This window comes from uncultured Allobosea sp. (genome assembly GCF_945956895.1).
GTDB lineage: Bacteria > Pseudomonadota > Alphaproteobacteria > Rhizobiales > Beijerinckiaceae > Allobosea.
Window position 1 is genome coordinate 26,242 of record NZ_CAMFJF010000012.1, and the last position, 26,254, is coordinate 52,495.

Consider the following 26,254-nt stretch of genomic DNA (forward strand, 5'->3'; position numbering starts at 1 on the left):
TGCGCAGACACGGGATCGCATGACGAGAAGGTGGCTTTTCCTGCAAACGGTCCCGCATCTGCGCAGCAGCACTTCGTGCCGCAGCGCGTGCGGGATGACGCCCTATGACAGCTTCTCCCGCACCATCTCCGCAATCGCCAGCGAACTCGTCAGCCCCGGGCTCTCGATGCCCAGCAGATTGACCAGCCCGGCGACCCCATGCACCTCCGGCCCGTCGATGCGGAAATCCGGCATCTGCTCGGTTGGTCCGTGCAGTTTCGGCCGGATGCCGGCGTAGTCCGCGACCAGCGCAGCATCCGGCAGTCCCGGCCAGTACGTCCGGATCGCAGCGTAGAACTTCTCTGCCCGCGCCGGATCGACGACCAGGTCCTGATCGCTCTCGACCCACTCGACATCGGGGCCGAATTTCACCCGCCCGCCCATGTCGATCGTGGCGTGGATGCCTAAGCCCGCCGCCTCCGGCACCGGATAGACCAGGTGGCTGAAGGGCTGCTTGCCGGTCAGTGCGAAATAATTGCCCTTCGCATAATGCTGCACCGGCACATGCTCCGTCGGGAACCGGTCGAGCAGGCCGAGCAGCTTCGGCGCGCCATGGCCGGCCGAATTGACCACGGTCCGCACGCTGTAGGTTGCCGGATCGTCGCCGCCGAAATCGACGCTGAAACCGTCCGCCTCGCGCCGCCAGCCGGTGATCGGCGTGTTGAGCGCGAGCGAGCCGCCGGCCGCCTCGCACTCGCCGAGCAGCGAGAGCATCAGCGCATGGCTGTCGACCACGCCGGTCTCGGGCGAGAGGAGCGCGATCTCGCAGCGCACCTCCGGCTCCATCGCCTTGGCCTCGGCGCCGGAGAGCCAGCGCAGCGTATCGACGCCCGAAGCCTTGGCGCGGGTCATGATTGTCTCCAGCGCCGGCTTCTGGCTTTCCGAGGTGGCGACGATCAGCTTGCCGCAGGCCTTGTGCGGCAAGCCGCGCTCTTGCAGGTAGCGATAGAGTAGCTCACGGCCCGTGACGCAGACGCGGGCCTTCAGCGAGCCGGGCGGATAATAGATCCCGGCATGGATGACCTCGGAATTGCGCGCCGAGGTCTGGGTGCCGATGCCCTCAGTGGCCTCGGCGATGACGATCTCGCGTCCGGCCAGCGCCAGCTCGCGGGCAACCGCGAGGCCGACGACGCCGGCCCCGATCACCAGACAATCGATGTCGCTCATCGCCTGAGCCGTCAGCCGCGCTGCGGCATGGCGATCTCGATGAGGCTCGCCCAGTAGTTTACACCCACCGGGATTGCCGCGTCGTTGAACTCATAGGCCGGGTTGTGCAGGCCGGCCGAGTCGCCGTTGCCGATATTGATGAAGGCGCCGGGGCGCTCCTCCAGCATGTAGGAGAAATCCTCCGAGCCCATGGTCGGCGGCACCGCGGTGTTGATCGCGTCCGAGCCGAAGGCCTCCTTCGTCACGCTGGTGGCGAAATCGGTCTGGCCGGCATGGTTGAAGGTCACAGGATAGCCGCGGCGGTAGTTGAGTTCGTACTTCATGCCGAAGGCCTTCATCACGCCCTCGATGATCTCGCCGATGCGCTTCTCCGCGAGGTCGCGGATTTCCGGCGTCAGCGTGCGGACCGAGCCCTTGATCTCCGCGCTCTGCGGAATGACGTTGAAGGCCTCGCCGGCATTGAGCGCGGTCACCGAGACGACGATCGAGTCGAGCGGGTCGGCATTGCGCGAGGCGACCGTCTGCAGCGCGGTGACGAGCGCGCAGGAGGCCACGATCGGGTCGTTGACGCGGTGCGGCGCCGCCGCATGGCCGCCGAGGCCCTCGATCTTGATGTGGAACTGGTCGGCGGCGGCCATCGCAGGCCCCTTGCGGATCTCGAACTTGCCGACGGGCACGCCCGGCTTGTTGTGCATGCCATAGACTTCCTGGATGCCGAAGCGGGTGATCAGCCCGTCGTCGATCATCGCCTTGGCGCCGGCGCCGCCTTCTTCGGCCGGCTGGAAGATCAGCACGGCGGTGCCGTCGAAATCGCGGGTCTCGGTCAGGTACTTGGCGGCGCCGAGCAGCATGGCGGTATGGCCGTCATGGCCGCAGGCATGCATCTTGCCCGGCACGGTCGAACGGTGCGGGAGATTGGTCTCCTCATGGATCGGCAGCGCGTCCATGTCGGCGCGCATGGCGATGACCCGGCCTGAATTCTGGCTCTTGCCCTTGATGACGCCGACCACGCCGGTCTGGCCCACGCCGGTGGCGACTTCGTCGACGCCCCATTCCTTGAGTTTGTCGGCGACGAGGCCGGCGGTCCGGTGGACGTCGTACATCAGCTCGGGGTGGCGATGGATGTCGCGGCGGATCGCGGTGATTTCCGGGGTCAGCGCCGCGATGATGTCGGTCTTGGGCATCGTATCCTCTGAGATGGCATGGGGCGACCACGCAGAAAGCGGGTGCCGTCGCACAGGCTAGCCCAGCCACGCCCCGCCTGTCCAAGCCGATGGCGCGCAGGGGATGGGCCTTGGGGGAATGGCGGGCGTTCCCGAAAGGTCAAGGTGCGCCTGACCAAACGCCATGAGCCACCAGGATGACAGCCGTGAAATAACCCGGAAAGGCCGTAGCCATGATTTGGCCTTTCTTGACGATTAGCTGAGGCGGCATTCGCTCGGGCCATCGAGATTATCTGGCCTGATCTTTTCCATTCCCCCTTACATGTCTGGTAGATGATGCGTCGCTTGTCGTTGCTTGCGTTTGTGTGTGGTTTATTGCCTGTCGCCGCCTTGGCGGATGTAACTCCCGAGAAGATATCCTTCCAACCCCAGGTCAAAGGCCTGGGCTGCCTCAAGCCCGAAACGAAGGCGATGATCGCCGAGCTCGTCGCCAAGATCGGCCCGATCCAGATCACCTCGACCTGCGGCGGCCGCCATGCCCGTCACTCGCAGCACTACAACGGCAAGGCGATCGACTTCCGGCCGATGGCGACCTCGCCGCGCAAGGCGGCCGCTGCCGCCCGCTCGCTCGCCAGCGTCGGCGGCGTCGGCTCCTATTCGAACGGCCTGATCCATGCGGATGTCGGCGCGCGCGAAGCCTCCTGGTACGGCCAAAAGCGCAGCCGTTATGCTTCCGTCGGCGCGCGCAGCCACTACACACGGCTAGCTCGCAACAGCCGCTGATCGGCCGTTCCAGAGCGTACTGCTGTCACGCGGAAACACCGCGTCGTTCCGGGGCAGGCCGCTGGCCTGAGTCCGGAATGACGGCGCGTTTCCGCGAAAATGAAGCAGACTCTAGATCCCGAAGCTCTTGCGCCAGCTCTCGATATCCTCGAGCGCGACATTCGAGCCGCAGAGCACGAGGCAGACGCGCTCGTCGGACCGGAAGCTGCCCTTGCGCGCCAATGCGGCGGCGACCACGCAGGCTGCCGCCGGCTCCAGCAGCACGCGCCCGTTCTGGAGCACCCAGACAAGTTCGCGGACGGCTTCCGCGTCGGGCACCACGATGACGTCCTCGAGGAATTGCCGTGCCGCTGCCATGGTGCGTTTCGTCGCGAACGGCGCGCCGAGCGTGCGGGCGATCGAGGTCGGGCGGATCGCGACCGGCTCGCCGGCCGCCAACGCCTGTGTCATCGTCGTCGCGCCCTCGGTTTCGACGCCGTGCAGGCGCACGGCCGGGTCGAGCCCCTTCAAGGCCGCCCCGACACCGGCCGAGAAGCCGCCACCGCCGACCGAGATGAAGACATGGTCGAGCCGCCCACCGGCATCGGCCGCCAGTTCGAGGCCGAGCGTGCCGTGGCCGGCGATGATGGCCGGGTCGTCATAGGAATGGACATGGGTCATGCCCTGCGCGGCATAATCCTCGGCCTTGGCGAAGGCGGCGAGGGAATCTTCGCAGAGTTCGACCTGCCCGCCGGCCTGCTCGGTCAGGCGGATATTGAGCGGAGGCGTCGCCTTCGGCATCAGCACCAGCGCGCGCGTGCCGACAGCCTTCGCAACGAGCGAGACCGCGATCGCATGATTGCCGCCCGAGACGGTGACGACACCGCGCTGCAGTTCGGCTTCGCTCAGCCCCATCAGCTTGTTGTAGCAGCCGCGGACCTTGAAAGAGCCGCCGAGCTGCAGGCTCTCGACCTTCACCCAGGTCTCGACGCCAAGCCGCGCGGAAAGCCCGGCACTGTAATAGGTCGGCGTGCGGCGGACCTTGCCGGCGATGCGCGCCGCCGCGGCCTGGACGTCGGCGAGTGAGACGTCGAATGCGGTGACGTCGAATGTCATGGCGCTGCTAATCCTCTGCCGCGGCGATTCCGATCCGGCGGCACGAGAGCGCGCCGGATACCAGCCCGTCAAGCACCGGAAGTCGGGCTGTTATTGGCGCGGCGGCGAGCCGGCCTTGGGACGCGTATGGTTGGGCGCGCGCATCGGCAGCGGCACGGCAGGGCGGTCGGTCCGGTACTGGCCCCGCGCGATGGCGCCGAACAGGAGCATCACCGCGGTCAGAGTCATCAGCCACCAGGGCAGCAGCGGCGCGAAGCCGAAGACACTGAGGGCGAAAGCCGTGGTGAAGGCGGCGACGCCGCCCGCCGCGAGCGCTCCGGTCATGCGCCCGGCCGCGCGGATCGCGAAATAGAGGCAGGCTGCGCCGGTGGCCGCTCCGACCAGCCCGAGCTCGTACCAGGTCTCGAACAGCAGCGTCGCGGGAGCGGGCTGGGGCAACATGCCGTTCATCTGCCCGCGTACCACGGTGTCGAGCCCGTGCCCGGTGATCAGCTCGATCGGCGATTGCCGGATGACATCGGCCCAGATCGACAGCATCTGCGCGAAGTCGTCGGCGCTGTCGGGCAGGATCGGGACGAGCGGCGCCATCAGGAAAGGCAGGATCGGTGCGAACAGCATGAGCCCGGCGACGATCGCCGCGATGATTTGTGCGGCGCGCTCGGGATTGGCCGTGACAGCGCCGAAGGCGACGGCGCCGAAGACCATCGCCACGGTCTCGCCGTCCTCGAAGCGCGTGAGCGCCAGCAGCGTCACGACGAGGGCCAAGCCCAGCGCGCTCAGTCCGCGCTCGCGCGAGAGCAGCCAGGCCAGCGCCGGCCATGCCATGATCAGGATGATCGAGACGCCGCGCTCGACCGCGCCGGGCGGCGTCTCGGCATGGCGCAGCGCCGCGACCGCAATCAGCCCGAGCGCGAAGATGCCGGCGCTGCCGGTGCCGAGCGCGACGAGGTTGAGGTTCGAGGAACGCATCCGCTCGGGCAGGGCGGAGAGGCCGACGAAGCCGAGCACGGCGGCGAGCATCAGGTTGCTGGCCTTCTCGACGGCTGCCGCCGGATAGGGGCTCCAGACCAGCGACAGGAACGCCCAGGCGATCAGCCCGATCAGGATCAGGCCCGGACGGCTGACCAGCAACTCCCGGAGGGTTGCCACGAATTTCCGAGGTTCCTGGATCAGGGTCGCGATGATCAGCAGGGCGATGCCGATCGGCACCAGCACGACGGCGGCGCGGCGCGAGACCAGCGCGGCGAGCGGCAGGACGAGCGCCAGCGTGCCGAAGCCGATGCGCCGCAGCAGCAGCGCGGCGTCGGTGGCCGGGTCAAGCGGGGCTTGGGCGTTGTTTCGGATCATGCGTTCCGGCGGGAGTCTCGAGCCTCGGCCTGGCACCCTAGCGGGCGCAGGCGCGCCCGACTGTAGGTGCGGCGCAACACTCGCGCGGCATCTCTGCGGCAGGATTGCCGGGGCGCGGCACCGGCGCCACTGGCGGAGCGAGCGCGTTCATGAGAAAAACCGGCATGACCATGCTGGCAGCCATCCCCTTTGCGAGCGGCTTCGCGATCGATGCCTTCATGCACGGGCTCGTCGACAGGTTGAAGCGGCAGGGCCTGCGTCTCGGCGGCGTGGTCCAGCACAACGATGCGATCTGTGACGACCGCTGCATGGCGATGTCGCTGGAGGATGTCGCGACCGGCCGGCGCTTCCCGATCAGCCAGGATCTCGGTGCCGGCGCCTCGGGCTGCCATCTCGACGCTGCCGGGCTTGCCGCGGCCGCAGCGGCCTTCTCCGAGGCCCTGGCCGGGCGCGCCGATCTCGTCATCGTCAACCGCTTCGGCAAGCAGGAAGCTGCGGGAGAGGGGCTGCGCCAGGAGATCGCCGGCGCGCTCATGGCCGGCCTGCCGCTGCTCATCGCCGTGCGCAGCGATTTCCTGCCGGCTTGGCGCGCATTTGCCGGCGACGACTGGCTCGAGCTGCCGTCCGATGTGAAGGCCGTGGAACGCTGGGCTCGGTCGGTGACCTCGGTCGCGGCCTGATCGAGCGCCATGGGAAGAACGCCGACCATCGGGCTGATCCTCGCGGGCGGCCTTGCCCGGCGGATGGGCGGCGGCGACAAGGCATTGAAGCCGCTCGCCGGCCGGCCGATCCTCGCCCATGTCGTCGAGCGCCTGCGCGGTCAATGCGACGGGCTCCTGCTCAACGCCAATGGTGATCCCGCGCGCCTGGCCGTCGTCTTCGGCCTTCCGGTCGTCGCCGATACGGTGCCGGATTTCGCGGGGCCTCTTGCCGGCATCCTCGCCGGGCTCGACTGGATCGCCGCATATCGACCGGGCACGGACTGGCTGCTCAGCGTCGCCGCCGATACGCCCTTCATTCCCGGCGATCTCGCCTTGCGACTGCATCGGGCACGCATTGCCGCCGGGACGCCGCTCGCCTGCGCGGCCTCCGGCGGGCAGCACCATCACGCCATCGGCCTCTGGCCGGTCGCGCTGCGCGACGATCTGCGCCGGGCATTGGCTGCGGGGGAGCGCAAGCTCGGCCGCTGGACGGAAGGTCATGGCGTCGCCGTCGCGGAATGGCCGACGGAGCCGCTCGATCCCTTTTTCAACATCAACACGCCGGAAGACCTTGCTGAGGCTGAGCGTCTGTCGACTCTGGGGCTCTGACCGGCGCCTTACCCTTCGAGCAGCGCCTTCAGCGCCGCGAGATCGCGGGCGACCATGGCCGTGTCCCGCGCCATTCCGTCGTCAGACATGCCGTCGCGCTGGAACAGGGTGAAGACGATCTCGGCCCCGTCGCCGTTGGCCACGACCCGCATCGGATTGTGCATGGCGGCGCCGTGCTCGGGAATGACGGCATGGTCGAGCACGCCATGGTTGTTCGGTTCGCTGAACAGGATGCGCATCGGCCCCATCGGCGTCTCGGCACGCCAGGTCATGCCTTCGATTTGCACGAAGCTATGGCCGAGCCCCTCGGCCCAGCGCGGGAAATTCACGGGCTCGGCGAGGAAGGCGTAGACCTCCTCGACCGGGCGGTCGATACCGATCCCGATATGGCGGGCGCGATGGATGGCCATGGTTTTCGTCCTTCTTGTTCAGAGCGTGCTGCGCAGTTCCCCAAGCGCAGGTCATCCCGGACGGAGCGAAGCGGAGATCCGGGATCCATGCCTGAGCCTGCATCGGGGGCGCTCCGGCATGGATCCCGGGTCAAGCCCGGGATGACGGCGTGGTTCCCAGCGAGGGCAACAAAGATAAGAACAAAAAGAGAACAAAAAAGCGTGCAGCTGTCAAGCTGCCGATATGGCACGCGAACTCTTATTCGATGACGATCCGCGGGGCCGCCCTGACCGCGCCGCCAAGGCCGGCCTGCACCTGCCGCGCGAGCGCGACATAGGCCTTGGCATGGGCGCTCGCGGGATCGCTGGCGACGATCGGCCGGCCGCCGTCGGAGGTCTCGCGGATCGGCATGGCCAGCGGGATCTCGCCGAGGAAGGGGATGCCGAGCCGCTCCGCTTCGTGCCGGGCGCCGCCATGGGCGAAGATGTCGGAGCGATGCCCGCAGGCCGGGCAGGTGAAATAGCTCATGTTCTCGACGAGGCCGAGGATCGGCACCGCGACCTTCCGGAACATCGCGACGCCGCGGCGCGCGTCGAGCAGGGCAAGGTCCTGCGGTGTCGAGACGATGACGGCGCCGGCAAGCGGCACCTGCTGGGCCAAGGTGAGCTGGGCGTCGCCGGTGCCGGGCGGCATGTCGACAACGAGAACGTCGAGCTCGCCCCAGGCGACTTCGCGCAGCATCTGGGTGATCGCCGAGATCACCATCGGCCCGCGCCAGATCATCGGCGTCTCCTCGTCGACGAGGAAGCCGATCGACATCACCTTGAGGCCATAGGCTTCCATCGGCGCGAGCGTCCGGCCCGAGACGATCTGCGGTTTGCCCTTGATGCCGAAGATCTTCGGCATGGACGGCCCGTAGATGTCGGAATCGAGTACACCGACCCTGAGGCCGAGCGTCGAGAGCGCCACGGCGAGATTGGCTGCGGTCGTCGACTTGCCGACGCCGCCCTTGCCGCTGGCGACGGCAATGATCTGCTTCACGCCCGGCACGCCGGCCGGCTTCGGCGCGCCGCCCGGTCCGGGGCGCTGCGCCTGCTGGCGCGCCTGCATGCTGGCCGAAGGGCCGGCCTTGTCGGCGGTCAGCCCGACCAGAACCTGGGTCACGCCCGGCAGGCCGCCGACGGCGCTTTCGGCCGCCTTGCGCACCGGCTCCATCGCAGCCGCTTCGGTCGCGTCGATCGCGATCGCGAAGATCACCTTGCCGCCATCGACGAGGATGTCACTGACGCGGCCGGAAGCGGCGAGCGACTGTCCGCTCGCCGGCAGCTTCACCAGTTCGAGCGCCCGCAGGACATCGGCTTGGGAGACGGTCACGTTGTCGAACTCCGTTTCTCGGAAACGTCATGCTCGGGTCAAGCCCGAGCATGACGCGGTTGTCTAGGTCGCCTTGCGGATATGGAAGACGAGGGCGCCGTCCGCATCCCCCTGCCGCTCGATGATGTCGCCGGTTTCACGCGCGAGGTTCGGCAGGTCGATCGCCGCCATCGGATCGGTGCATTGCACGACGAGCAGGCTGCCGGCTCGTGCGGTGATGAGGGCCTTGCGGACGCGCAACACCGGAAGCGGGCATTTCAGGCCGCGCAGGTCGAGCGGAATGATGTCCTGGATCGTGCCTGTTGGGGCCACCGTCGTCATGCTGCTTCATAGGACGGCTGTTCAGGCTCCGGCAACCGCCGCCTTGACGCAGGTGCTTGACCCCGTCCGCCACGACGACGATGAAGAGGCGATCGATCGGGAGGAAGCGGGCGGCGATGCGCTCAGGCGGCCGAAGCAGGCGGGGACCGTGATGGCGCGGCTAGGTGGTGGCCGAATCGATTCCGGGCTTGTCACACTCGACGAGGCGGCTGCCGATGCGGTCTCGCGTGTGCATCCGGTCGCCGGCACCATGAAGCTTTCGCTCGCCGAGGCCGACGGACATGTGTTGGCGGAAGCGCAGGTCGCTCCGCTCGACCTGCCTCCCTTCGTCAATTCCGCGGTGGACGGTTATGCCATCCGCTTCGCCGATCTCGCCGCTGATGGAGCGACCAGCTTGCCGGTCCTCGGCCGAACGATGGCCGGCGAAGCTCCTGCGGTGCTGGGGCAGGGAGCCTGGCGCATCTTCACCGGCGCGCAGATCCCCGAGGGGGCCGATACCATCGTGATGCAGGAAGATGTCGTTGTGGAGGACGGCAAGGTCGTCCTGCCGGCGGGCGTCAAACGCGGCGCCAATCTGCGCCTGGCCGGCGAGGATGTCGGGCGTGGAGATGAGGTGCTGCCGGCGGGGCGGCGCCTGCGTCCGCAGGATCTCGGGCTACTAGCGTCGCTGGGATTGGCCGAGGTCACCGTGCATCGCCGTCCTCGTGTCGCACTGTTCTCGACCGGTGATGAGCTCACCGAGCCCGGCGCTGCGCTTGGCCCAGCCGCGATCTACGACGCCAATCGGGTGATGCTGCGCGCCATGCTGGCGCGCGCCGGTGCTGAGGTCGTCGATCTCGGCATCCTGCGCGACGAGGCCGCGGGGTTGGAGCGACGATTGTGCGAGGCGGCGGTCGATTGCGACCTTGTCCTCACCTCCGGAGGCGTTTCGGTCGGCGAGGCCGATCATGTCAGGGATGCGGTGCTGGCTTGCGGCGCGCTCGACCTCTGGCGCGTGGCGATCAAACCGGGCAAGCCGATCGCGGTCGGCAGCGTCGCCGGCACACCTTTCGTCGGCCTGCCCGGCAACCCGGTCGCGGTCTTCGTCGGCTTCGCCTTCGTTGCGCGTCCGCTGCTCGCCCGGCTGGCGGGTGAAACCTATGTTCCACCCGCTGCTCTGCCGGTCAGATTGGGCTTCGCCCATGCCAGGAAGCCGGGCCGGCGCGAGTTCCTGCGGGTATCGCTGGAGCGGGATGCTGACGGTATCCTGGCGCGCAGGCACCCCGGCGAAGGGGCGGGCTCGCTCGCTTCGCTGGCACAATCGGACGGGCTCGTCGTGCTGGCCGAGGATGTCGCGCAGGTGGCGGAGGGCGATTCCGCGCCTTTCCTGCCCTATGCCGAATTGTTCTAGAGCATTTTCAAGCGAAGTGGATGCCGGTTCGCGTGAAGAAAATGCGATAAAACAAGGGGCTAGAGCGGCTCCGCAGTTCGGAGAATTGCGGAGCCGCTCTAGTCGCGCCGGAAGATCACGCTCGCGCTCCAGCCAAGGAAGAGCGCCAGCAGGACCGTGGCGAGGCCGTAAAGGACGGCCCAGTCATAGGCGCCCGAGGCCAGGCGCTGCTCGATGCCGGTCTTGATCACCTCGAAATTCGTCTGCTGCCGCGCCAGCGGCACCCCGCCGGCATAGAGCACGATGTCGACGGTGTAGGAGCCGGTTGGCGCCGTCGCGGGGATGTCGACCGGCGCACTGAACAGCGCGCTCGATAGGAAGGTAACGCCGCGTTCCTCGTAGCCGTAGAGGTCCTTGGCCTGCATGATCCGGACGAGGCTCTCGCGGAAGCGCCGCGCGCCGGGATCGAGATCGACCCAGTCGCCCGAGGGGCGCTCGGCATTGACGAGACCGATCCGGTCGCGCTGCGCCGTCTCCTTCGACATCATCTCCGCGATCGGCCGGTTGCTGGCGACATGCAGGAAGACCGGATTGTCCGGGAAGCGCCGCTGCGTCCGGTTGATCCAGATCGGGCCGAGCCGCTCCTTCTCGCGCACCAGCAGCATGCGCCTTGGGCCGCGCACGGTGACGATGATGTCGTAGGGGTCGCCGCGCGCGACCGTCCTGCCGTCGCGCTCGACCAGCCCGAATACCGTGAGCTGGCTGCCGGTATAGTTCGAGGTGATCTGGATCTGATGGCTCGACATCGCCGCGATCAGGGTCTCGGCGCGGGCGGCGCCGGTCGTGAGCCCGATCGCGAGAGCGGCGAGGAGTTTGGCGAGCCCCCTCATCGCGCGCTCTCCGGCACGACGACCGAGAACGGCTCGCTCGGCGGAATGAAGAGTTCGATGGCGAAGCGCAGGCCGACCGAGAGGATCAGCAGCGCCAGCAGCAGGCGGAAGGACTCGACATTGAGATTGCGCGCCGCGCGGCCGCCGAACTGTGCGCCGATGACCCCGCCGACCAGCAGCAGGACCGCCAGCACGATATCGACCGACTGGTTGGTGACGGCATGCAGCAGCGTGGCGCCGGTCATCGTCACCAGGATCTGGAACAGCGAGGTCCCGACCACGACGGCCGGCGGGATCCGGAAGAAATAGATCAGGCCGGGCACCAGGATGAAGCCGCCGCCGACGCCGAGCACGGCGCCGATGAAGCCGATGATCACGGCGAGCAGCGCGATGGGAATGACGCTGCAATAGAGGCCGGAACGGTAGAAGCGCACACGGAAGGGCAGGCCCATCCACCAGGGATGCATGCCGCCGCGCCGCTTCAAGCGCGCCGGCTTGCCGGCCCGGACGCGCAGCATGGCGCGCAGCGCGTCGTAGAGCATCAGCCCGCCGATGATCGAGAACAGCGTGACATAAGACAGCGTGATGACGAGCTCGAGCTGGCCGAGCCGTTTCATCGTGTTGAAGAACAGCACGCCGAGGACGGTGCCGAGGATGCCGCCGCTGACCAGCACGCCGCCGAGCTTCAGATCGAGCGCCTTGCGCCGGAGATAGGTGAGGACGCCGGTCATCGAGGAGCCCGCGACCTGCGCAGCGACGGTCGCGACCGCCACGGCCGGCGGGATGTCGAGGAAGATCAGGAGCGGCGTCAGCAGGAAGCCGCCGCCGACGCCGAACAGGCCGGAGATGAAGCCCACCGCACCACTCAGGCCGAGAACCATCAGCACGCTGATCGGCAGCTCGGCGATCGGCAGGTAGATCTGCACGCTTACCCCTCGCAAGGCGGACGCTTGGCCTGTGGCCTGCGCCTGATGGGTCCCAGGCTAGATTGCCCAGGTTAAGACAAGGTCTTGAAAGGGAAAGACGGGCCGCTTCCGGCCCGCCCCTAGGAAACGATCGTTCTTACTCCCGCGTCAACACGTCGAAAGCATGACGTTGCACGATGCGGTTCAGATCCGGGATTGCTTCGCCGGCTTGGCGACCGCCGCCGTCGGCTGCGGATCCCAGCCCTTGGCCGGCGGCGTCACCTCGTTGGCGGCGGCATCGAGCGTCTTCGGCTTCCAGCTCGCTGCCAGCCCTTTGGCGGCCGCGAGATCCTCCGGCTTCAGGCGCTGGGCCACCTCGTCGCGCTTGCGCCCGGCATCCTCGTCGCCCTGGCTGGCCGCGACCGAGAACCAGACGAAGGACTGGGCGAGGTCGGTCGGCGCGCCGAGGCCGCGACCGAGCAGCACCGCGAGATTGTACTGGCTGTCGCGGACGCCGAGCTCCGCCGCGCGGCGGAACCACTCCGTCGCCATGGCGTAATCCGGCTTGCCGGCGATCCCCTCGGCATGAAGCACGGCGAGGTTGTGCATCGCCTTGGCGTTGCCGCGCTCGGCGGCGCGCTGGTACCAGATCCGGGCGAGGCCGAGGTCGCGCTGCGTGCCGATGCCCTTCTCGAACATGTTGCCGACGCGGAACTGGGCGGGCGCGAGGCCCGCGACCGCGGCGCGCTCGAACAGCCGCAGGGCGAGCTTGGGATCGCGCTGGTTGGCCGGGCCGTCGGCGGCCTTGCTGGCCAGTTCGTAGACTGCGCGCGCATCGCCGTCCTGGACTGCCTTGCGCAGGCCGGCGCTGCCGAACCCGGCCGGCAGGTCGCCGATTCCGGTCACGGTCTGGGTTTGCTGTTCGGCCGGCGCAGCGGGCGCCGTTGCGGGAGCGGCTTCCGCGGCAGCGGGCGCGGCTGGCGGCGCCAGCGATCGCTCGGGCGTGGCATTGGCGTTGCTGGCGGCCAGTTGGGCAGGCGCCTCCTGCGAGGGAGCGAACAGCGCCGAGGATTGGTCCTTGGCGGGAGCCTGCGCAGGGGCGACCGGTGCCTCCGGCTGGGCGGCGGGCGGAGCGACCAGGCTGCGCGTTTCGTTGCTGGCGGTCTTGCTGCCGTCGCCGCGCAGCGAAGTCGTCACCAGATGGGCGGTGCCCATGGCGAGGATCAGGGCGGCCAGGCCGAGCAGCAGCGGGCGCTTGCGCTTCTCCAGCATCTCCTTGAGACGGCCAGGGCTCTTCGCTACGGGTTCCGCTGCGGGGGAGGGGGCTGTGGCGGCAGCCTCGCTGGCAGCCTTGGCCGAGCGCCGCGCGGCGGCGATCAGGCTCTGGCGGACCGACTGCGCGTCCTGCCCGGTGCCAGCCGCGGCCTCGGGGCGCGGGCGTCCGGAGCCGGGCTCCAGCGGGATGTCGAAGGCCGTGCTCGCGGGAAGAGCGGGCTCGCTGCGCGCAGGTTCCTTGGCCGGCGCTGCGAAACGGTCCTGCGCGGCGGCGCCGACAGAGAGGCTCGCGCCGTCGCGAGAGGGCACGGGCTTGGCCCGGGCGATCGCGTCATCACCGCGCATCGCGGCAGCCAGGGTGCCCGTCGGCGGGTGACGCTCACCCTGCAATTCGGCCTCGAGGTTGGCGAGCCGCGACATGATCGTCTCGAGCGAGACATGAACGGCGCCGAGCGCGTCCCGCGTCTGGCTGTCGGAGGAGACATGGGTGTCGCGCAGGCCGGTGACCAGGCTCGACAATTCGGCGATGCCCTTGCCGGAGGCTGCGGTGTTGGCGGCCTGGACGAAGGCGGCGCGCTCGGCGGCCGTTTCCTCGCGCATCGAGCGCAGGTGCACGACGAGGTCCTGCAGCGTGCGCTCCATGCCGTTTTCGGCCGAGCGGGTCGCGGAGGCCTCGTCGAGACGGCTGGCGATGCCGGAGATCTGGCGTTCCAGCGCGTCGAAGGATTCGGCGTTCGCGCCGGGCGCGCCGGCTTCGTCGATCTTCTCGGCGAGATGGCGCAGCATCTGCTCGATCGGGTTGAGGTCGACGGCAGCCGCGCCATCCCCGACCATCCGGGTCAGCTGGCTCGATGCCGCCAGGCTCTCGATCCGGCCGGAGAGCGCCTCGATCTGGCGCGTGACGGCGGACGGCCCCTGCTCGGCAAGCATGTCGATCCGCTGCTGCAGCGTGTCGATACGGCTGACGAGATAGTCGCTCTGCCGCGTTGCGTTGGCCTCATCGAGCTTCTGCGTCACGACCTCGTCGAACTTGTGCGACAGGGCGTCGATCTGTGCGCCCAGCGAGGACAGCAGGCCGGCGCCGGGAAACTGCCCGCGCTGCGACAGCACGGCGCCGCGCACGTCGTCGATCGCGTTTGCCAGGCTGCGCATCTCGCCCATGTCGGGCTGGACCTCGCGCAGCCGGCCGATCTCGAAGCCGAGCGTGGCGACCTGCTCGGAGAGGTTCTCCAGCTTGTGATCCTGCGCGCCGGAGCCGAGGAGGTCACGGAGTTCGGCGATATCGCGGCGGACGGGATCGAGATTGGCGATCCCACCGCTGCGGGTCGCCAGCGCATCGACCTTGGCGGCGAGATGCGCGATCTCCAGCTGGAAGCGCTGGTAGCTCTCGCCGGCCCGGTCCTGCGACAGCCGCGACACTTCCGCTTCGATCCGGGTCAGCGGCTTGAGCAGCGGCTCGAACTGGTCGCGCCGGTCGAATTGGTCGAGACGGTCGGCCAGCATGCCGATCTTGGCTTCGATGGCGCTGGTGTCGGCGCTCCGGATCGGGGCGGCCGGGCGCTGCGGCTGGGCCGGACGACGGCTTTCATGGGAAAGGCGCGAGCCGATCTCGCGCAGATCCTCCCGCAGCGCCGAGATGCGCTCGGGCGCGACGGCGGCCGGCCGCGCGGCCATGGCCTCGTCAGTGTCGAGGAAGCGCTGGCGGGTACGGATATCGGTGACGGCGGCGGCAAGGCCCTCGCGGCTGAAGGCGAGGCGGGGCGCCTGTTCGACGCGGGCCTGCTGCGCTTCGAGCCCCCGGCGCTCGATCTCGGCGATGCGCTCGCCCATCGTCTTGATCGCATCGGCGATGACGTTGGTGGCGCGCTCCTGACGTTCGGCGGAACCGCGCTCGCTCGACGACAGGCGATCCTCGGTCTTCTCGATCCAGCGGGTGATCGAATCCAGCGCGCCGGCGGTCCGGGCATTGGCTTCGCGCGTCATGCTTTCGAGGGCGGCTGCCTGGCCGACGAGGCTATCGATCGCTTCGCGCGACGGAGTCGGGGCCGGCGGCCGCGGGGCCGTGTCGGTCTGGCCCTGGGACAGACGCGCCAGCCGCTCCGACAGGGCGGCGATGTCGAGCTGTTCCGGCGCGGGCGAGGCAGGAGCCTCGTTGCTCTCGTCGCGGATCTTGTGGTCGAGCCATTCGCCCAGCGTCATGCCCGCCCGGCGGGCTGCCGCCTTGGCCGCATCGCGTGTCCGGGGATCGACGCCCTTCACGCTCCAGGGCAAGCTATTGGCCATGATCTCGCTCGCCTAAGGGGACCTTGTCAGCGGCAGGCGAGGCCCCCTGATGCCGTCGCCTTCCGCGCGAACCCGGGCAGGTCGTGAAGTAACCATTGACGAAGCCACGACGCCGTTGCGCGTTCCCGACATTTGGCCGGCATGGTAAACAGCGGGTTAATAACCGGGGTGCGGATCGTTAATTTTTCCCGAATGCCCTTTGGGAAGGGCCTCGTTCGGGCCATGTAACGGTAACTTACCCCACTCTCGGGCCGTATTACCTGACGCAGCGAGAGCTCCTTCCCTATCAGAGGGTATCGATCGATGCCGCCATATGGGTCGGCGATTCGATCCAATCGCAAGGATTGCAGCTTTCATGTCACGCCAAAGCTTGGCTATGGCGGGTTCTCCGATTCATGAAACCCGCTCCGCCGACGCCGATCAGACCGGCGATTTCACCATCAGCGACCTCGCCCGCGACTTCGGGGTGACCCTGCGCACGCTGCGCTTCTACGAGTCGCGGGGGCTGATCGCTCCCAGCCGCTCCGGCATGACGCGCATCTATTCGGCGCGCGACCGGGCGCGTCTCGCCCTGATCCTCAAGGGCAAGCAGCTCGGATTCACGCTCGTCGAAATCCGCGCCATGCTCGCCAACGAGGACAAGAAAGGCGGGGCTGGCGATGCGGGCGCTTCCGTCGGCGGCCTGCAGCTCAGCCGTGAGCAGATCGTGGAACAGCTCGACCTGCTGCGCAGCCAGCGCGCCGAGATCGAAGGTGCGATCGCCGAACTGGAGGCGTCGCTCTCCCGGTTGCCGAAGGCCTGAGTCTTTAGGCCGACAGTCAAAGCCCCGGCGAAAGCCGGGGTTTTTTTATGCCTGGCGTCACGCGCCCGCAGCCGCAGGGACGACAAAATCGCATCGTCACAGTTGCAACTTCGCTCAGATTGTTTATATGTGAACTATCTTGATGCGGCGATAGTGATCGAGCGCCGCTTTTGCGACGAGAGGGAGGATCAGATGCCGGTCTACAAGGCACCCGTCGACGACACGCTTTTCCTGCTCAACGACGTCTTCAACATCGAGCGCTACAACAACCTGCCGGGCTTCGCCGATGCGTCTGCGGACGTGATCGAGGCCGTGCTCGGCGAGGGCGCCAAGCTTTGCGAGGAAGTCCTCCAGCCGATCAACCATTCCGGCGACCAGGAAGGTTGCACCCGCCACGCCGACGGCCGCGTCACCACGCCGAAGGGCTTCAAGGAAGCCTATCAGGCCTATGCCGGCGGCGGCTGGATCGGCCTCGCCATGGACCCGGAATATGGCGGCCAGGGCTTGCCCTACACGCTGGGTGCCGTGATGAACGAATACGCCTCGGCCGCGAACATGGCCTTCGCCATGTATCCGGGCCTGACCATGGGCGCGATCGCGGCGCTCTATGTCCACGGCTCCGACGAGATCAAGCGCACCTATCTGCCGAAGATGATCGACGGCACCTGGTCGGGCACCATGAACCTGACCGAGCCGCATTGCGGCACCGATCTCGGCCTGCTCAAGACCAAGGCCGTGCCGAACGGCGACGGCTCCTACGCCATCTCCGGCACCAAGATCTTCATCTCGGCCGGCGAGCAGGACATCACCGAGAATATCGTCCATCTCGTGCTTGCCCGCATCGAGGGCGCGCCGGCCGGCGTGAAGGGCATCTCGCTCTTCGTCGTGCCGCGCAACAAGCTGGGTAGCGACGGTTCGGTCGGCGCCAATAACGGCGTGTCCTGCGGCTCGATCGAGCACAAGATGGGCATCCACGGCAACGCCACCTGCGTCATGAACTATGACGGCGCGCAAGGCTGGCTGGTCGGGGCTGAGAACAAGGGCCTCAACGCCATGTTCGTGATGATGAACGAGGCCCGCCTCGGCGTCGCGATCCAGGGGCTGGCCCAGTCCGAGGTCGCCTATCAGAACGCCGTCGCCTACGCCAAGGAACGCCTGCAGGGCCGCGCGCTCACCGGCGCCAAGGAGCCGGCCAAGCCGGCCGATCCGATCATCGTCCATCCGGACGTGCGCCGCACGCTGATGTCGATCAAGGCCTTCAACGAGGCCGCCCGCGCCTTCGTGCTCTGGAATGCGCTGAAGTCCGACATCGCCCATCGCTCCGGCGATGCGGCCGAGCGTCAGGCGGCCGACGACCAACTCGGGCTGATGACCCCGGTGCTCAAGGGCGTGCTCACCGATATCGGCTTCGACAACGCCGTGAAGGCCCAGCAGATGTTCGGCGGCCACGGCTATATTGCCGAGACCGGCGTCGAGCAGTTCGTCCGCGATGCCCGCATCGCCATGATCTACGAGGGCGCCAACGGCGTGCAGGCGATGGACCTCGTCGGCCGCAAGCTCGGCCGCGACGGCGGTCGCGGCATCATGGCCTTCTTCAACGAGGTCGGCGCCTTCCTGAAGGAGAATGCCGAGGACGAGGCGCTGAAGCCACTGCTCGGGCCGCTCCAGGTCTCGCTGGGCCATCTCCAGCAGGCGGCGATGTGGTTCATGAACAACGCGCTTGCCAAGCCGGACAACGCCGGCGCCGGCGCCAGCGACTTCATGCACCTGCTTGGTCTGGTCTCGCTGGGCTACATGTGGGTGAAGATCGCCAAGGCCGCGCAGGAGAAGCTCAAGGCGGGTGCCGACGAGCGCATGAGCGGTAAGCTCGTCACGGCCCGCTTCTTCATGGAGCGCACCTTGCCGGAAACCAGCGCCCATCTGGCGCGCATCACCTCCGGCGCGGACAGCACCATGGCGCTGAGCGTCGAGCAGTTCTGAGGGATCGCCCAGACGGTGCCCGTCATCCCGGACAAGCCGCGAAGCGGCGCCGATCCGGGATCCATCATCGAGCTCCGGTGCCCTTCGATGGATCCCGGATCTCCGCTTCGCTCCGTCCGGGATGACGGCGCGCTTCTTTCAATTACTCTCGGCTCGATCCGGCGTAGCCTGACGCTGAAATGACGAGCCGAAAACGACCGGCCACTCCGGGAGGAGCACCATGGCAGACGCATTCATCTACGATCACGTCCGGACGCCGCGCGGCAAGGGCAAGGCCGACGGCTCGCTCCACGAAGTCACGGCGATCGAGCTCGGCACCCAGGCGCTCCGCGCGATCAAGGACCGCAACGATCTCGATCCGCTCCTCGTCGAGGATGTGGTGATGGGCTGCGTCGATCCGGTCGGCGAGGCCGGCGCCGACATCGCCCGTACCGTTGCCCTCAAGGCCGGCTACGGCAAGGAAGTGCCGGGCGTGCAGATCAATCGCTTCTGCGCCTCCGGCCTCGATGCGGTGAACCTCGCCGCCGCGCAGGTCATGTCCGGCCAGAAGGAGATGGCGATCGGCGGCGGCGTCGAGTCGATGTCGCGCGTCGGCATGGGCGCGTCCGGCTTCGGCATCGCGGTCGACCCAAGCGTCGCGATCGACACCTATTTCATGCCGCAGGGCGTCGCGGCCGACCTGATCGCGACCAAGTACGGCTTCTCGCGTGACGATGTCGATGGCTTCGCCGTGCGCTCGCACCAGCGCGCCGCCCGAGCCTGGACGGAGGGCCGCTTCAAGAACTCGGTGATCCCCGTCACCGACGTCAACGGCCTCGTCATCCTCGACCGTGACGAAACCATTCGCCCTGATGCCAACATGCAGGCGTTGGCCGCACTGAAGGCTTCCTTCGTCCAGATGGGCGAGATGGGTGGCTTCGATGCGGTCGCGACCGCCGCGCATCCCGATGTCGAGTTCGTCAATCACGTCCACCACGCCGGCAACTCCTCCGGCATCGTCGATGGCGCGGCGGCCGTGCTTGTCGGCTCGAAGAAGGCCGGCAAGGCCGCAGGCCTGAGGCCTCGTGCCCGGATCAAGGCTTTTGCCACGGTTGGCTCCGACCTTGCGCTGATGCTGACCGGCCCGATCGACGTCACCGAGCGCGTGCTGAAGAAGGCCGGCATGTCCGTCAAGGACATCGACCTGTTCGAATTGAACGAGGCCTTCTCCTCGGTCGTGCTGCGCTACCAGCAGGCGCTCGACATCGACGACGCCATCCTGAACGTCAACGGTGGCGCCATCGCCATGGGCCACCCGCTCGGCGCGACCGGCGCGATGGTGCTTGGCACCGTGCTCGACGAGCTGGAGCGGCAGGACAAGCAGACCGCGCTGGTGACGCTCTGCGTCGCCGTCGGCATGGGCGTCGCCACCATCATCGAGCGGGTCTAGCGTTGTCATCCCGTGCGCGCTGCGGCGCGAAGTGCCGCTGCGCAGACACGGGACCGCATGACGAGCTAGCTCCCAGCACCGCCTTTTCCTGATGACGATCCCGGATCGCCGCGATGCGGCGTCCGGGATGACCCGACCCACCGGAGGGACCGTCCATGAACCTCACCAATTTCCGCTTCGAGACCGACACCGACGGCATCGCCGTCGCGACCTGGGACATGCCGGGCCGCTCGATGAACGTCATCACCCCCGAGGGGATGGAAGAGCTCAACCGGATCGTCGACAAGGTCGCGGGCGATGAAGCCATCAAGGGCTGCGTCATCACCTCCGGCAAGGAGAGCTTCTCCGGCGGCGCCGACCTGACCATGCTCCAGGGCCTGCGCGACCTCTATGTGAAGCTCGCCAAGGAGAAGGGCGAGGCGGTCGCGATGCAGAGCTTCTTCGACGAGAGCCGCAAGCTCTCGCTGCTCTATCGCAAGCTCGAAACCTGCGGGAAACCCTTCGCCGCCGCGATCCATGGCGTCTGCCTCGGCGGCGCCTTCGAGCTCTCGCTGTCGTGCCAGTATCGCGTCGTCTCGGACGATGCCTCGACCCGCGTCGGCCTGCCCGAGATCAAGGTCGGGCTGTTTCCGGGCGCCGGCGGCACCCAGCGCGTGGCGCGCCTGATGCAGACCGGTGACGCGCTCCAGATGATGTTCAAGGGCGAGCAGGTGAAGGCGCTGCCGGCGCGCAATTCCGGCCTCGTTCATGCCGTCGTGCCGCGCGCCGACATCGTCCAGAACGCCAAGGACTGGCTCAAGGCCAATCCGCAGGCGACGCAACCCTGGGATCAGAAGGGCTTCAAGCTGCCCTCCAACAAGGTGCATTCGCCGGCCGGCATGCAGATCTGGCCGCCGGCTAGCGCGATCTACCGCCGCGAGACCAACGACAACTATCCGGCTGCCCGCGCCATCCTCTCGGCGGTCTATGAGGGCCTTCAGCTCCCGATCGATCTCGGCCTCAAGGTCGAGAGCCGTTACTTCGCCAAGATCCTCAGGACGAAGGAGGCGGCGTCGATGATCCGCTCGCTCTTCGTCTCGATGCAGGAGCTGAACAAGGGCGCCCGCCGCCCGGTCGACGTGCCGCCCTCCAAGCTCAAGAAGGTCGGCGTCATCGGTGCGGGCTTCATGGGCGCCGGCATCGCCTATGTCACGGCGCAGGCGGGCCTTGAGGTCGTGCTCGTTGACCGCGACATCGAGGCGGCCGAGAAGGGCAAGGCCTATTCGCACAAGCTGGTCTCCGACCAGATCATGAAGGGCCGCGCCAAGACCGCCGATCGCGACGCGCTGCTCGGCCGCATCAAGGCCTCGGCCGACTATCCCGATCTCAAGGGCTGCGACCTGATCGTCGAGGCGGTGTTCGAGGATCCGAAGGTCAAGGCCGAGGTCATCGCCAAGGTCGAGGCCGTCGTCGGCCCGCGCACCATCTTCGGCTCCAACACCTCCACTTTGCCCATCACCGGCCTCGCCCAGACCAGCCAGCGCCCGAAGAACTTCATCGGCATCCATTTCTTCTCGCCGGTCGAGAAGATGCTGCTGGTCGAGGTCATCATGGCCAAGAAGACCGGCAAGAAGGCGCTCGCCATGGCGCTGGACTTCGTCCGCGCCATCAAGAAGACGCCGATCGTCGTCAACGACACCCGCGGCTTCTACGCCAATCGCTGCGTCGGCAACTACATCCGCGAAGGCCATCTGATGCTGATGGAGGGCGTGCCGCCGGCGATGATCGAGGCTGCCGGCAAGCAGGCCGGCATGCCGGTCGGCCCGCTCTCGCTCAACGACGAGGTCGCGGTCGATCTCGCCTATAAGGTGCTGAAGGCGACCAAGGCCCAGCTCGGCGAGGGCGCGGTCGATCCGGCGCAGGAGAAGCTGCTCGCCGACATGGTCGAGAAGCATGGCCGCCTCGGCCGCAAGAACCGCAAGGGCTTCTACGATTATCCGGAAGCCGGACCGAAGCGGCTCTGGCCGGGCCTCGCCGATCTCGTCGGCAAGCGCCTCGATCCCGACAGCGTCGACATGGAGGAGCTGAAGCAACGCCTCCTGGTGACGCAGGCGCTCGAAGCCGCGAAGACCTATGAGGAGGGCGTCGTCACCGATCCGCGCGAGGCCGATGTCGGCTCGATCATCGGCTTCGGCTTTGCGCCTTACTCGGGCGGCACGCTCTCCTATATCGACAACATGGGCGCGGCGGCCTTCGTGAAGCTCTGCGAGAAGCTGGCCAAGGCCCATGGCGAGCGCTTCAAGCCGAACCGCCTGCTGAAGCGCATGGCCAAGACCGGCGAGAGCTTCTACGGCGCTGCGGAAAAGAAGGCGGCGGCCTGAGCAGGCGGCCCGCCATGGCCATAAGGCCGATCATCCGCTTTCCCGATCCGCGCCTGCGTGTGGCGGCCGAGCCTGTCACACGCTTCGACGCGGATTTGCGCGCGCTCGCCGACGATCTGCTCGACACGATGCGGGAGGCGCCCGGCGTGGGCATCACGGCTCCGCATCTTGGCCTGCCTCTGCGACTCGTCGTGCTGGAACTGGCGCCGGGGGAGGTCGGGGTCTACGTCAATCCGACGGTGCTCGAGGTTTCCGCCGACACGATCCGCCATGTCGAAGGCAGCGTCTCTATGCCGGGCGTGACCGAGGAGATCGAGCGGCCGGCGCGCGTGACGGTTCGCTATCGCGATCTCGACGGCATCGAGCGGATCGAGCCGGCCGAGGGGTTCCGCGCCGTCTGCCATCAGCACGAGATCGACCAGCTCGACGGCATCTTCTGGATCGACCGCCTGTCGCGGCTCAAGCGCGACAGGCTGATTGCGCGGTACAACAAGCTGCGGCGGGGGTAGCGAGGACCCCTTCGGGGGCGTGCCGTCATGCTCGGGCTTGACCCGAGCATCTCCAGACGCGGAGGCTCCCGAACTCGTCCTGCATGAGCTTCTCGGGTCACCGCTGCGCGGCGCCCGAGAATGACGGCTTGATAGCGGCGCCCTCAGTTCGCGACCGACCGGATCACCTGGCGCAGCTTGCCGATCAGTTCGTCCACCTGCGACTCCGTGATGATCAGCGGCGGCGAGAAGGCGATCGTATCGGCGGCGGTGCGGATCATCAGCCCTTCCTCATGGAAGGCGCGTTCGATGAATTCGTAGCCGCGCTTGCCGGGACCTTCCGCGCGTGGGGCGAGGTCGATGGCGCCGACCATGCCGAGTGTGCGGATGTCGACGACGTTCGGCTCGCCCTTCAGGCTCATCACGGCGTCGGCCCAGGCGCCTTCCATGGCGCGCGCCCGCTCGAACAGGCCTTCGTCGCGGTAGATGTCGAGCGATGCCAGGCAGGCGGCGGCGGCCAGCGGATGGCCCGAATAGGTGTAGCCGTGGAACAGCTCGATGACATTGTCCGGGCCGCCCATGAAGGCGTCGTAGATATGCTTGCGCACGATCACGCCACCCATCGGCACCGTGCCGGAAGTCACGCCCTTGGCGAAGGTGATCATGTCGGGGATCACGCCGTAACGCTCGGCGGCGAAGGCGAAGCCGAGACGCCCGAAGCCGGTGATCACCTCGTCGAAGATCAAGAGGATGCCGTGCTTGTCGCAGATCTCGCGCAGGCGCTTGAGATAGCCCTTCGGCGGCGGCAGCGCGCCGGTCGAGCCGGCCATCGGCTCGACGATCACGGCTGCGATGGTCGAGGCGTCGTGCAGGGCGACGATGCGCTCCAGGTCATCGGCGAAATGCGCGCCGTAGTCCGGCTCGCCCTTGCTGAAGGCCTGCTTCTCGCGGTCATAGGTGTGGGCGAGGTGGTCGACGCCGGTGAGCAGCGAGCCGAAGAACTTGCGGTTGTTCGACATGCCGCCGACCGAGATGCCGCCGAAGCCGACGCCGTGATAGCCGCGCTCGCGCCCGATCAGGCGGGTCTTGGCGGCCTTTCCCGAGACGTTCCAGTAGGCCAGCGCGATCTTGAGCGCCGAATCGGCCGCTTCCGAACCCGAGCCGGCGAAGAAGACATGGTCGAGATCGCCCGGCGCCAGCGCCGCGATCCGCGCCGCGGCGGCGAAGACCTTGGGGTGGCCGTACTGGAAGGACGGGGCGTAGTCGAGGTCGCGCGCCTGGGCCTGGATCGCCTGGATGATCGGCTCGCGGGCATGGCCGGCATTGCAGCACCACAGGCCGGCCGTGCCGTCCATGACCTGCTTGTTGTCGGGCGTGTAGTAGAACATGCCCTCGGCGCGCGCGACCATGCGCGGGTTCTTCTTGAACGACCGGTTGGCCGTGAACGGCATCCAGTAGGCTTCGAGGTCGTTCGGCGTGGCGATGGCGGAGGATGCTGACGTCATTCGAAGACCCCTGTGGATTAACCTTGGTTCAAGCTAGCAGGAGCAACCGGCCTGTAAATCGCCATCATGGCGCCCCAAGGCTGCGTCCCACGGATGACGGCTGGAGCCCGCTTGTGGGTGACGTTAGGTCGCCAATGGCGTAAACTCCCCAGAAGGGGGCGCAAACTGAACGGACCCCGATGGTGGAAGGCGCTGATGATCCTGGACGGCTGGACGTTCGAGCCGCGGCGATCATTCGCGCGGGTCTCGACCGCGTCCTCGTCTCGGACGCCTTTCGCGCCGCCCCCCAGCTTTCGGCGTTCCTGAATTTCGTCGTCGAGCGCACGGTGGAAGGCCGCGCGGCCGAGCTCAAGGGCTATACGATCGCGGTCGAGGGGCTTGGTCGGCCAGCCGATTTCAATCCGCAGCTCGATCCGATCGTCCGCGTCGAGGCCGGTCGGCTGAGGCGGGCGCTGGCGCAATATTACGCCGGCGAAGGCCGCGACGACCCCGTTCAGATCTCGATGCCGGTCGGCGGCTATGTTCCGGTCTTCACATGGTTCGGCGGCGAGGGGAACCGGGGCGCCTTCGAGGCCTCTGATGAGGCGCCCGAGCCGGATCGGCGTGCGGCGCGCCGTTGGGCTGGCCTGACTTTTGTCGCGCTGACGCTCGGCCTGCTCGCGCTCGGGTGGTGGTATCTGGCGCCGCGCGGGCCGCTCGTGTCGGAGGGGCCGAAGCCTGCTGCGGTCAGGCAGGCCGCCGGCGCACGGTCCGAGGTGGCGCCGGGGCTGCGCCTCATGCGCGTTGCAATCACCATTCCCAGTCCACCGTCCGACACGAGGCTCGCCGCGGTCCTGCGCCGCTTCTCGGCTCTGCTCGTCGACGCCATGGCGCGGTTCGACGATCTCGTGACGATCAAGGCGCCGCTGCCCGGCGCAGCCCTCGCCGACGAAGTTGACTACGTCATCGAGATCGATGCTCAGGGCCTCGACAGCGGGGCCGTGGGGCTTGCCCGCCTGCGCTCCGTCCGGGATGGGCGCATCGTCTGGACGACATCGTCGAGCCGCTCCTCGCTCGCGACGCTTCAGGAGAGCGATCTCGCCGAGATGGCGCGGCGGCTGGCAACGCGGCTGGCCGAGCCTTTCGGCATCATTCCCGCCGATGCGCGCCAGTCCCTGCCGTCTCCCGCCATCCGCTGCATCCTGAAGGCGTTCGACGCGCGTCGCGCGATGGTGCCCGAAATGCGCCTCGCAGCACGGCTTTGCCTGTCCCAGCTGGTCGAGCAGGATCCGGGCTTCTATCCGGCCTGGGCTCACCTCGCGATCATGACGCTGGGCGAGTACGGCGCGGCGCCCGCCGCCCAGGCCGCGGTCCCCCAGGACGACGCTGACATGCCTCGGCCTCCGCTCGATCGTGCGCTCGCGGCAGCCTTGACAGCACTCCGCCTCGCGCCGTCGAGCGCGCGAGCCTATCAGGCGTTGATGAAAGTGATGCTGCTGCGCGGCGTGACCGACGAGGCGATCCAGATGGGCAGCGAGGCGCAGACGCGCAACCCCTATGATCCTGAGATCCTGGCCGATGTCGGCGCGATGTATGTCCGGCTCGATCGCTCACTCGAAGGGCTGCCGCTGCTGGAGCGTGCGATCTCGCTCAGCGTCGCCCGCCCGACGCGCTACGATTTCTATGCCTTCCTCGGGACCTATCTCGTAGGCGCCGGAAAACCGTCTGATAATTACGCGGCGATGCTGGCCGCTGATTCCAGCCCTCTCAGCCTGCTTGGCCAAGCGCTCGACGCCGCTGCCGATGCCGACCCGGAGAGGCGGGCAAGGGCACTCGCGCGGCTGGCCGAGAAATCCCCTCTTTTTGCACAGGATCCGCGCGCTTTCCTCCAGAGGCGCGGCTTCGCCGGGCCCGTGATCGACCGGGTCCTGACCGCGCTCGAGCTGAACAAGCCATAAGCTCCGCGACGGGAATTGCGCCGGATGTGGCGGAACTGAGGC

The 26,254-nt window shown here is 67.8% G+C and carries 21 protein-coding genes; 10 read left to right on the forward strand and 11 right to left on the reverse strand.

Annotation, left to right across the window (positions count from 1 at the left end; translation table 11 throughout):
- Positions 1-102 precede the first annotated feature (102 nt).
- Both Q0Q02_RS09625 and Q0Q02_RS09630 read right to left on the reverse strand, forming a co-directional pair.
- Positions 103-1,206 carry an NAD(P)/FAD-dependent oxidoreductase gene (locus tag Q0Q02_RS09625; RefSeq protein WP_293808838.1) on the reverse strand — a complete coding sequence of 368 codons (1,104 nt, stop codon included), beginning with the start codon at positions 1,204-1,206 and terminating at the stop codon, positions 103-105.
- A gap of 11 nt (positions 1,207-1,217) precedes the next feature.
- Positions 1,218-2,390, reverse strand: a complete 1,173-nt coding sequence (locus Q0Q02_RS09630) for a M20 aminoacylase family protein (RefSeq protein ID WP_293808840.1) — start codon at positions 2,388-2,390, stop codon at positions 1,218-1,220.
- A gap of 450 nt (positions 2,391-2,840) precedes the next feature.
- Here Q0Q02_RS09630 and Q0Q02_RS09635 point away from each other — a divergent pair, with 450 nt between their 5' ends.
- Positions 2,841-3,152 carry a DUF882 domain-containing protein gene (locus tag Q0Q02_RS09635; protein ID WP_293808841.1) on the forward strand — a complete coding sequence of 104 codons (312 nt, stop codon included), beginning with the start codon at positions 2,841-2,843 and terminating at the stop codon, positions 3,150-3,152.
- Between the two features lie 111 nt (positions 3,153-3,263).
- Here Q0Q02_RS09635 and Q0Q02_RS09640 read toward each other — a convergent pair whose 3' ends face one another.
- Together Q0Q02_RS09640 and Q0Q02_RS09645 are read right to left on the reverse strand one after the other, a co-directional pair.
- Positions 3,264-4,247 (reverse strand): threonine/serine dehydratase, encoded by a 984-nt coding sequence (locus Q0Q02_RS09640; RefSeq protein ID WP_293808843.1) that lies wholly within the window; start codon positions 4,245-4,247, stop codon positions 3,264-3,266.
- Positions 4,248-4,337: 90 nt separating this feature from the next.
- Complete coding sequence (locus Q0Q02_RS09645; protein WP_293808845.1) at positions 4,338-5,594, reverse strand: peptide ABC transporter permease; 1,257 nt, start codon at positions 5,592-5,594, stop codon at positions 4,338-4,340.
- A 164-nt stretch (positions 5,595-5,758) separates the two neighbouring features.
- On the opposite strand from Q0Q02_RS09645, the gene Q0Q02_RS09650 reads away from it, so the two are divergent.
- Both Q0Q02_RS09650 and mobA read left to right on the forward strand, forming a co-directional pair.
- Positions 5,759-6,274 (forward strand): DUF2478 domain-containing protein, encoded by a 516-nt coding sequence (locus Q0Q02_RS09650; RefSeq protein ID WP_293808847.1) that lies wholly within the window; start codon positions 5,759-5,761, stop codon positions 6,272-6,274.
- A gap of 9 nt (positions 6,275-6,283) precedes the next feature.
- Positions 6,284-6,904, forward strand: a complete 621-nt coding sequence (mobA, locus tag Q0Q02_RS09655; protein ID WP_293808849.1) for a molybdenum cofactor guanylyltransferase MobA — start codon at positions 6,284-6,286, stop codon at positions 6,902-6,904.
- Between the two features lie 8 nt (positions 6,905-6,912).
- Here mobA and Q0Q02_RS09660 read toward each other — a convergent pair whose 3' ends face one another.
- The 3 genes from Q0Q02_RS09660 to Q0Q02_RS09670 form a co-directional block, all read right to left on the reverse strand.
- Positions 6,913-7,314, reverse strand: coding sequence for an SRPBCC family protein (locus Q0Q02_RS09660; protein ID WP_293808850.1), 402 nt, complete (start codon positions 7,312-7,314; stop codon positions 6,913-6,915).
- Between the two features lie 238 nt (positions 7,315-7,552).
- Positions 7,553-8,668, reverse strand: coding sequence for an Mrp/NBP35 family ATP-binding protein (locus Q0Q02_RS09665; RefSeq protein WP_293808852.1), 1,116 nt, complete (start codon positions 8,666-8,668; stop codon positions 7,553-7,555).
- Positions 8,669-8,731: 63 nt separating this feature from the next.
- Positions 8,732-8,989: a sulfurtransferase TusA family protein gene (locus Q0Q02_RS09670; protein ID WP_293808853.1), complete on the reverse strand. Its 258-nt coding sequence runs from the start codon at positions 8,987-8,989 to the stop codon at positions 8,732-8,734.
- Positions 8,990-9,140: 151 nt separating this feature from the next.
- On the opposite strand from Q0Q02_RS09670, the gene glp reads away from it, so the two are divergent.
- A complete protein-coding gene (gene glp / locus Q0Q02_RS09675; protein ID WP_293808984.1) occupies positions 9,141-10,379 on the forward strand; it encodes a gephyrin-like molybdotransferase Glp in 1,239 nt (412 codons plus the stop codon).
- Between the two features lie 98 nt (positions 10,380-10,477).
- Here glp and Q0Q02_RS09680 read toward each other — a convergent pair whose 3' ends face one another.
- The 3 genes from Q0Q02_RS09680 to Q0Q02_RS09690 form a co-directional block, all read right to left on the reverse strand.
- Positions 10,478-11,248, reverse strand: a complete 771-nt coding sequence (locus Q0Q02_RS09680; RefSeq protein ID WP_293808855.1) for a TIGR02186 family protein — start codon at positions 11,246-11,248, stop codon at positions 10,478-10,480.
- Positions 11,245-12,174: a sulfite exporter TauE/SafE family protein gene (locus Q0Q02_RS09685; protein ID WP_293808856.1), complete on the reverse strand. Its 930-nt coding sequence runs from the start codon at positions 12,172-12,174 to the stop codon at positions 11,245-11,247. Before Q0Q02_RS09685 ends, Q0Q02_RS09680 begins: the two co-directional genes overlap by 4 nt.
- 183 nt (positions 12,175-12,357) lie before the next feature.
- The gene (locus Q0Q02_RS09690) at positions 12,358-15,711 is read right to left on the reverse strand and encodes a hypothetical protein (protein ID WP_293808858.1); all 3,354 of its coding nucleotides are present in this window, start codon (positions 15,709-15,711) and stop codon (positions 12,358-12,360) included.
- 376 nt (positions 15,712-16,087) lie between these two features.
- On the opposite strand from Q0Q02_RS09690, the gene Q0Q02_RS09695 reads away from it, so the two are divergent.
- The 5 genes from Q0Q02_RS09695 to Q0Q02_RS09715 all read left to right on the forward strand — a co-directional run bounded on the left by Q0Q02_RS09695 (position 16,088) and on the right by Q0Q02_RS09715 (position 22,791).
- On the forward strand, positions 16,088-16,513 hold the full coding sequence (locus tag Q0Q02_RS09695) for a MerR family DNA-binding transcriptional regulator (protein ID WP_293808860.1): 426 nt from the start codon (positions 16,088-16,090) through the stop codon (positions 16,511-16,513).
- 192 nt (positions 16,514-16,705) lie between these two features.
- Positions 16,706-18,493 (forward strand): acyl-CoA dehydrogenase C-terminal domain-containing protein, encoded by a 1,788-nt coding sequence (locus Q0Q02_RS09700; RefSeq protein ID WP_293808862.1) that lies wholly within the window; start codon positions 16,706-16,708, stop codon positions 18,491-18,493.
- Positions 18,494-18,713: 220 nt separating this feature from the next.
- Positions 18,714-19,922 carry an acetyl-CoA C-acetyltransferase gene (locus Q0Q02_RS09705; RefSeq protein WP_293808864.1) on the forward strand — a complete coding sequence of 403 codons (1,209 nt, stop codon included), beginning with the start codon at positions 18,714-18,716 and terminating at the stop codon, positions 19,920-19,922.
- 155 nt (positions 19,923-20,077) lie between these two features.
- Positions 20,078-22,282 carry an FAD-dependent oxidoreductase gene (locus tag Q0Q02_RS09710; protein ID WP_293808866.1) on the forward strand — a complete coding sequence of 735 codons (2,205 nt, stop codon included), beginning with the start codon at positions 20,078-20,080 and terminating at the stop codon, positions 22,280-22,282.
- 14 nt (positions 22,283-22,296) lie between these two features.
- Positions 22,297-22,791: a peptide deformylase gene (locus Q0Q02_RS09715; protein ID WP_293808868.1), complete on the forward strand. Its 495-nt coding sequence runs from the start codon at positions 22,297-22,299 to the stop codon at positions 22,789-22,791.
- Positions 22,792-22,934: 143 nt separating this feature from the next.
- On the opposite strand, the gene Q0Q02_RS09720 is transcribed toward Q0Q02_RS09715, so the two are convergent.
- A complete protein-coding gene (locus tag Q0Q02_RS09720) occupies positions 22,935-24,275 on the reverse strand; it encodes an aspartate aminotransferase family protein (protein ID WP_293808870.1) in 1,341 nt (446 codons plus the stop codon).
- Positions 24,276-24,778: 503 nt separating this feature from the next.
- On the opposite strand from Q0Q02_RS09720, the gene Q0Q02_RS09725 reads away from it, so the two are divergent.
- The gene (locus Q0Q02_RS09725; RefSeq protein ID WP_293808872.1) at positions 24,779-26,212 is read left to right on the forward strand and encodes a hypothetical protein; all 1,434 of its coding nucleotides are present in this window, start codon (positions 24,779-24,781) and stop codon (positions 26,210-26,212) included.
- The last annotated feature ends 42 nt before the right edge of the window (positions 26,213-26,254 follow it).

What these genes read in the sequence shown, in the direction of transcription:
- Q0Q02_RS09625 (WP_293808838.1), bottom strand. Translation starts at nt 1,206, where the DNA reads ATGAGCGACATCGATTGTCTGGTGATCGGGGCCGGCGTCGTCGGCCTC.
- Q0Q02_RS09710 (WP_293808866.1), top strand. Translation starts at nt 20,078, where the DNA reads ATGAACCTCACCAATTTCCGCTTCGAGACCGACACCGACGGCATCGCC.
- mobA (WP_293808849.1), top strand. Translation starts at nt 6,284, where the DNA reads ATGGGAAGAACGCCGACCATCGGGCTGATCCTCGCGGGCGGCCTTGCC.
- Q0Q02_RS09700 (WP_293808862.1), top strand. Translation starts at nt 16,706, where the DNA reads ATGCCGGTCTACAAGGCACCCGTCGACGACACGCTTTTCCTGCTCAAC.
- Q0Q02_RS09645 (WP_293808845.1), bottom strand. Translation starts at nt 5,594, where the DNA reads ATGATCCGAAACAACGCCCAAGCCCCGCTTGACCCGGCCACCGACGCC.
- Q0Q02_RS09635 (WP_293808841.1), top strand. Translation starts at nt 2,841, where the DNA reads ATGATCGCCGAGCTCGTCGCCAAGATCGGCCCGATCCAGATCACCTCG.
- Q0Q02_RS09695 (WP_293808860.1), top strand. Translation starts at nt 16,088, where the DNA reads ATGGCGGGTTCTCCGATTCATGAAACCCGCTCCGCCGACGCCGATCAG.
- Q0Q02_RS09690 (WP_293808858.1), bottom strand. Translation starts at nt 15,711, where the DNA reads ATGGCCAATAGCTTGCCCTGGAGCGTGAAGGGCGTCGATCCCCGGACA.
- Q0Q02_RS09650 (WP_293808847.1), top strand. Translation starts at nt 5,759, where the DNA reads ATGACCATGCTGGCAGCCATCCCCTTTGCGAGCGGCTTCGCGATCGAT.
- Q0Q02_RS09680 (WP_293808855.1), bottom strand. Translation starts at nt 11,248, where the DNA reads ATGAGGGGGCTCGCCAAACTCCTCGCCGCTCTCGCGATCGGGCTCACG.
- glp (WP_293808984.1), top strand. Translation starts at nt 9,141, where the DNA reads ATGGCGCGGCTAGGTGGTGGCCGAATCGATTCCGGGCTTGTCACACTC.
- Q0Q02_RS09640 (WP_293808843.1), bottom strand. Translation starts at nt 4,247, where the DNA reads ATGACATTCGACGTCACCGCATTCGACGTCTCACTCGCCGACGTCCAG.
- Q0Q02_RS09705 (WP_293808864.1), top strand. Translation starts at nt 18,714, where the DNA reads ATGGCAGACGCATTCATCTACGATCACGTCCGGACGCCGCGCGGCAAG.
- Q0Q02_RS09670 (WP_293808853.1), bottom strand. Translation starts at nt 8,989, where the DNA reads ATGACGACGGTGGCCCCAACAGGCACGATCCAGGACATCATTCCGCTC.
- Q0Q02_RS09720 (WP_293808870.1), bottom strand. Translation starts at nt 24,275, where the DNA reads ATGACGTCAGCATCCTCCGCCATCGCCACGCCGAACGACCTCGAAGCC.
- Q0Q02_RS09630 (WP_293808840.1), bottom strand. Translation starts at nt 2,390, where the DNA reads ATGCCCAAGACCGACATCATCGCGGCGCTGACCCCGGAAATCACCGCG.
- Q0Q02_RS09725 (WP_293808872.1), top strand. Translation starts at nt 24,779, where the DNA reads ATGCCGGTCGGCGGCTATGTTCCGGTCTTCACATGGTTCGGCGGCGAG.
- Q0Q02_RS09660 (WP_293808850.1), bottom strand. Translation starts at nt 7,314, where the DNA reads ATGGCCATCCATCGCGCCCGCCATATCGGGATCGGTATCGACCGCCCG.
- Q0Q02_RS09715 (WP_293808868.1), top strand. Translation starts at nt 22,297, where the DNA reads ATGGCCATAAGGCCGATCATCCGCTTTCCCGATCCGCGCCTGCGTGTG.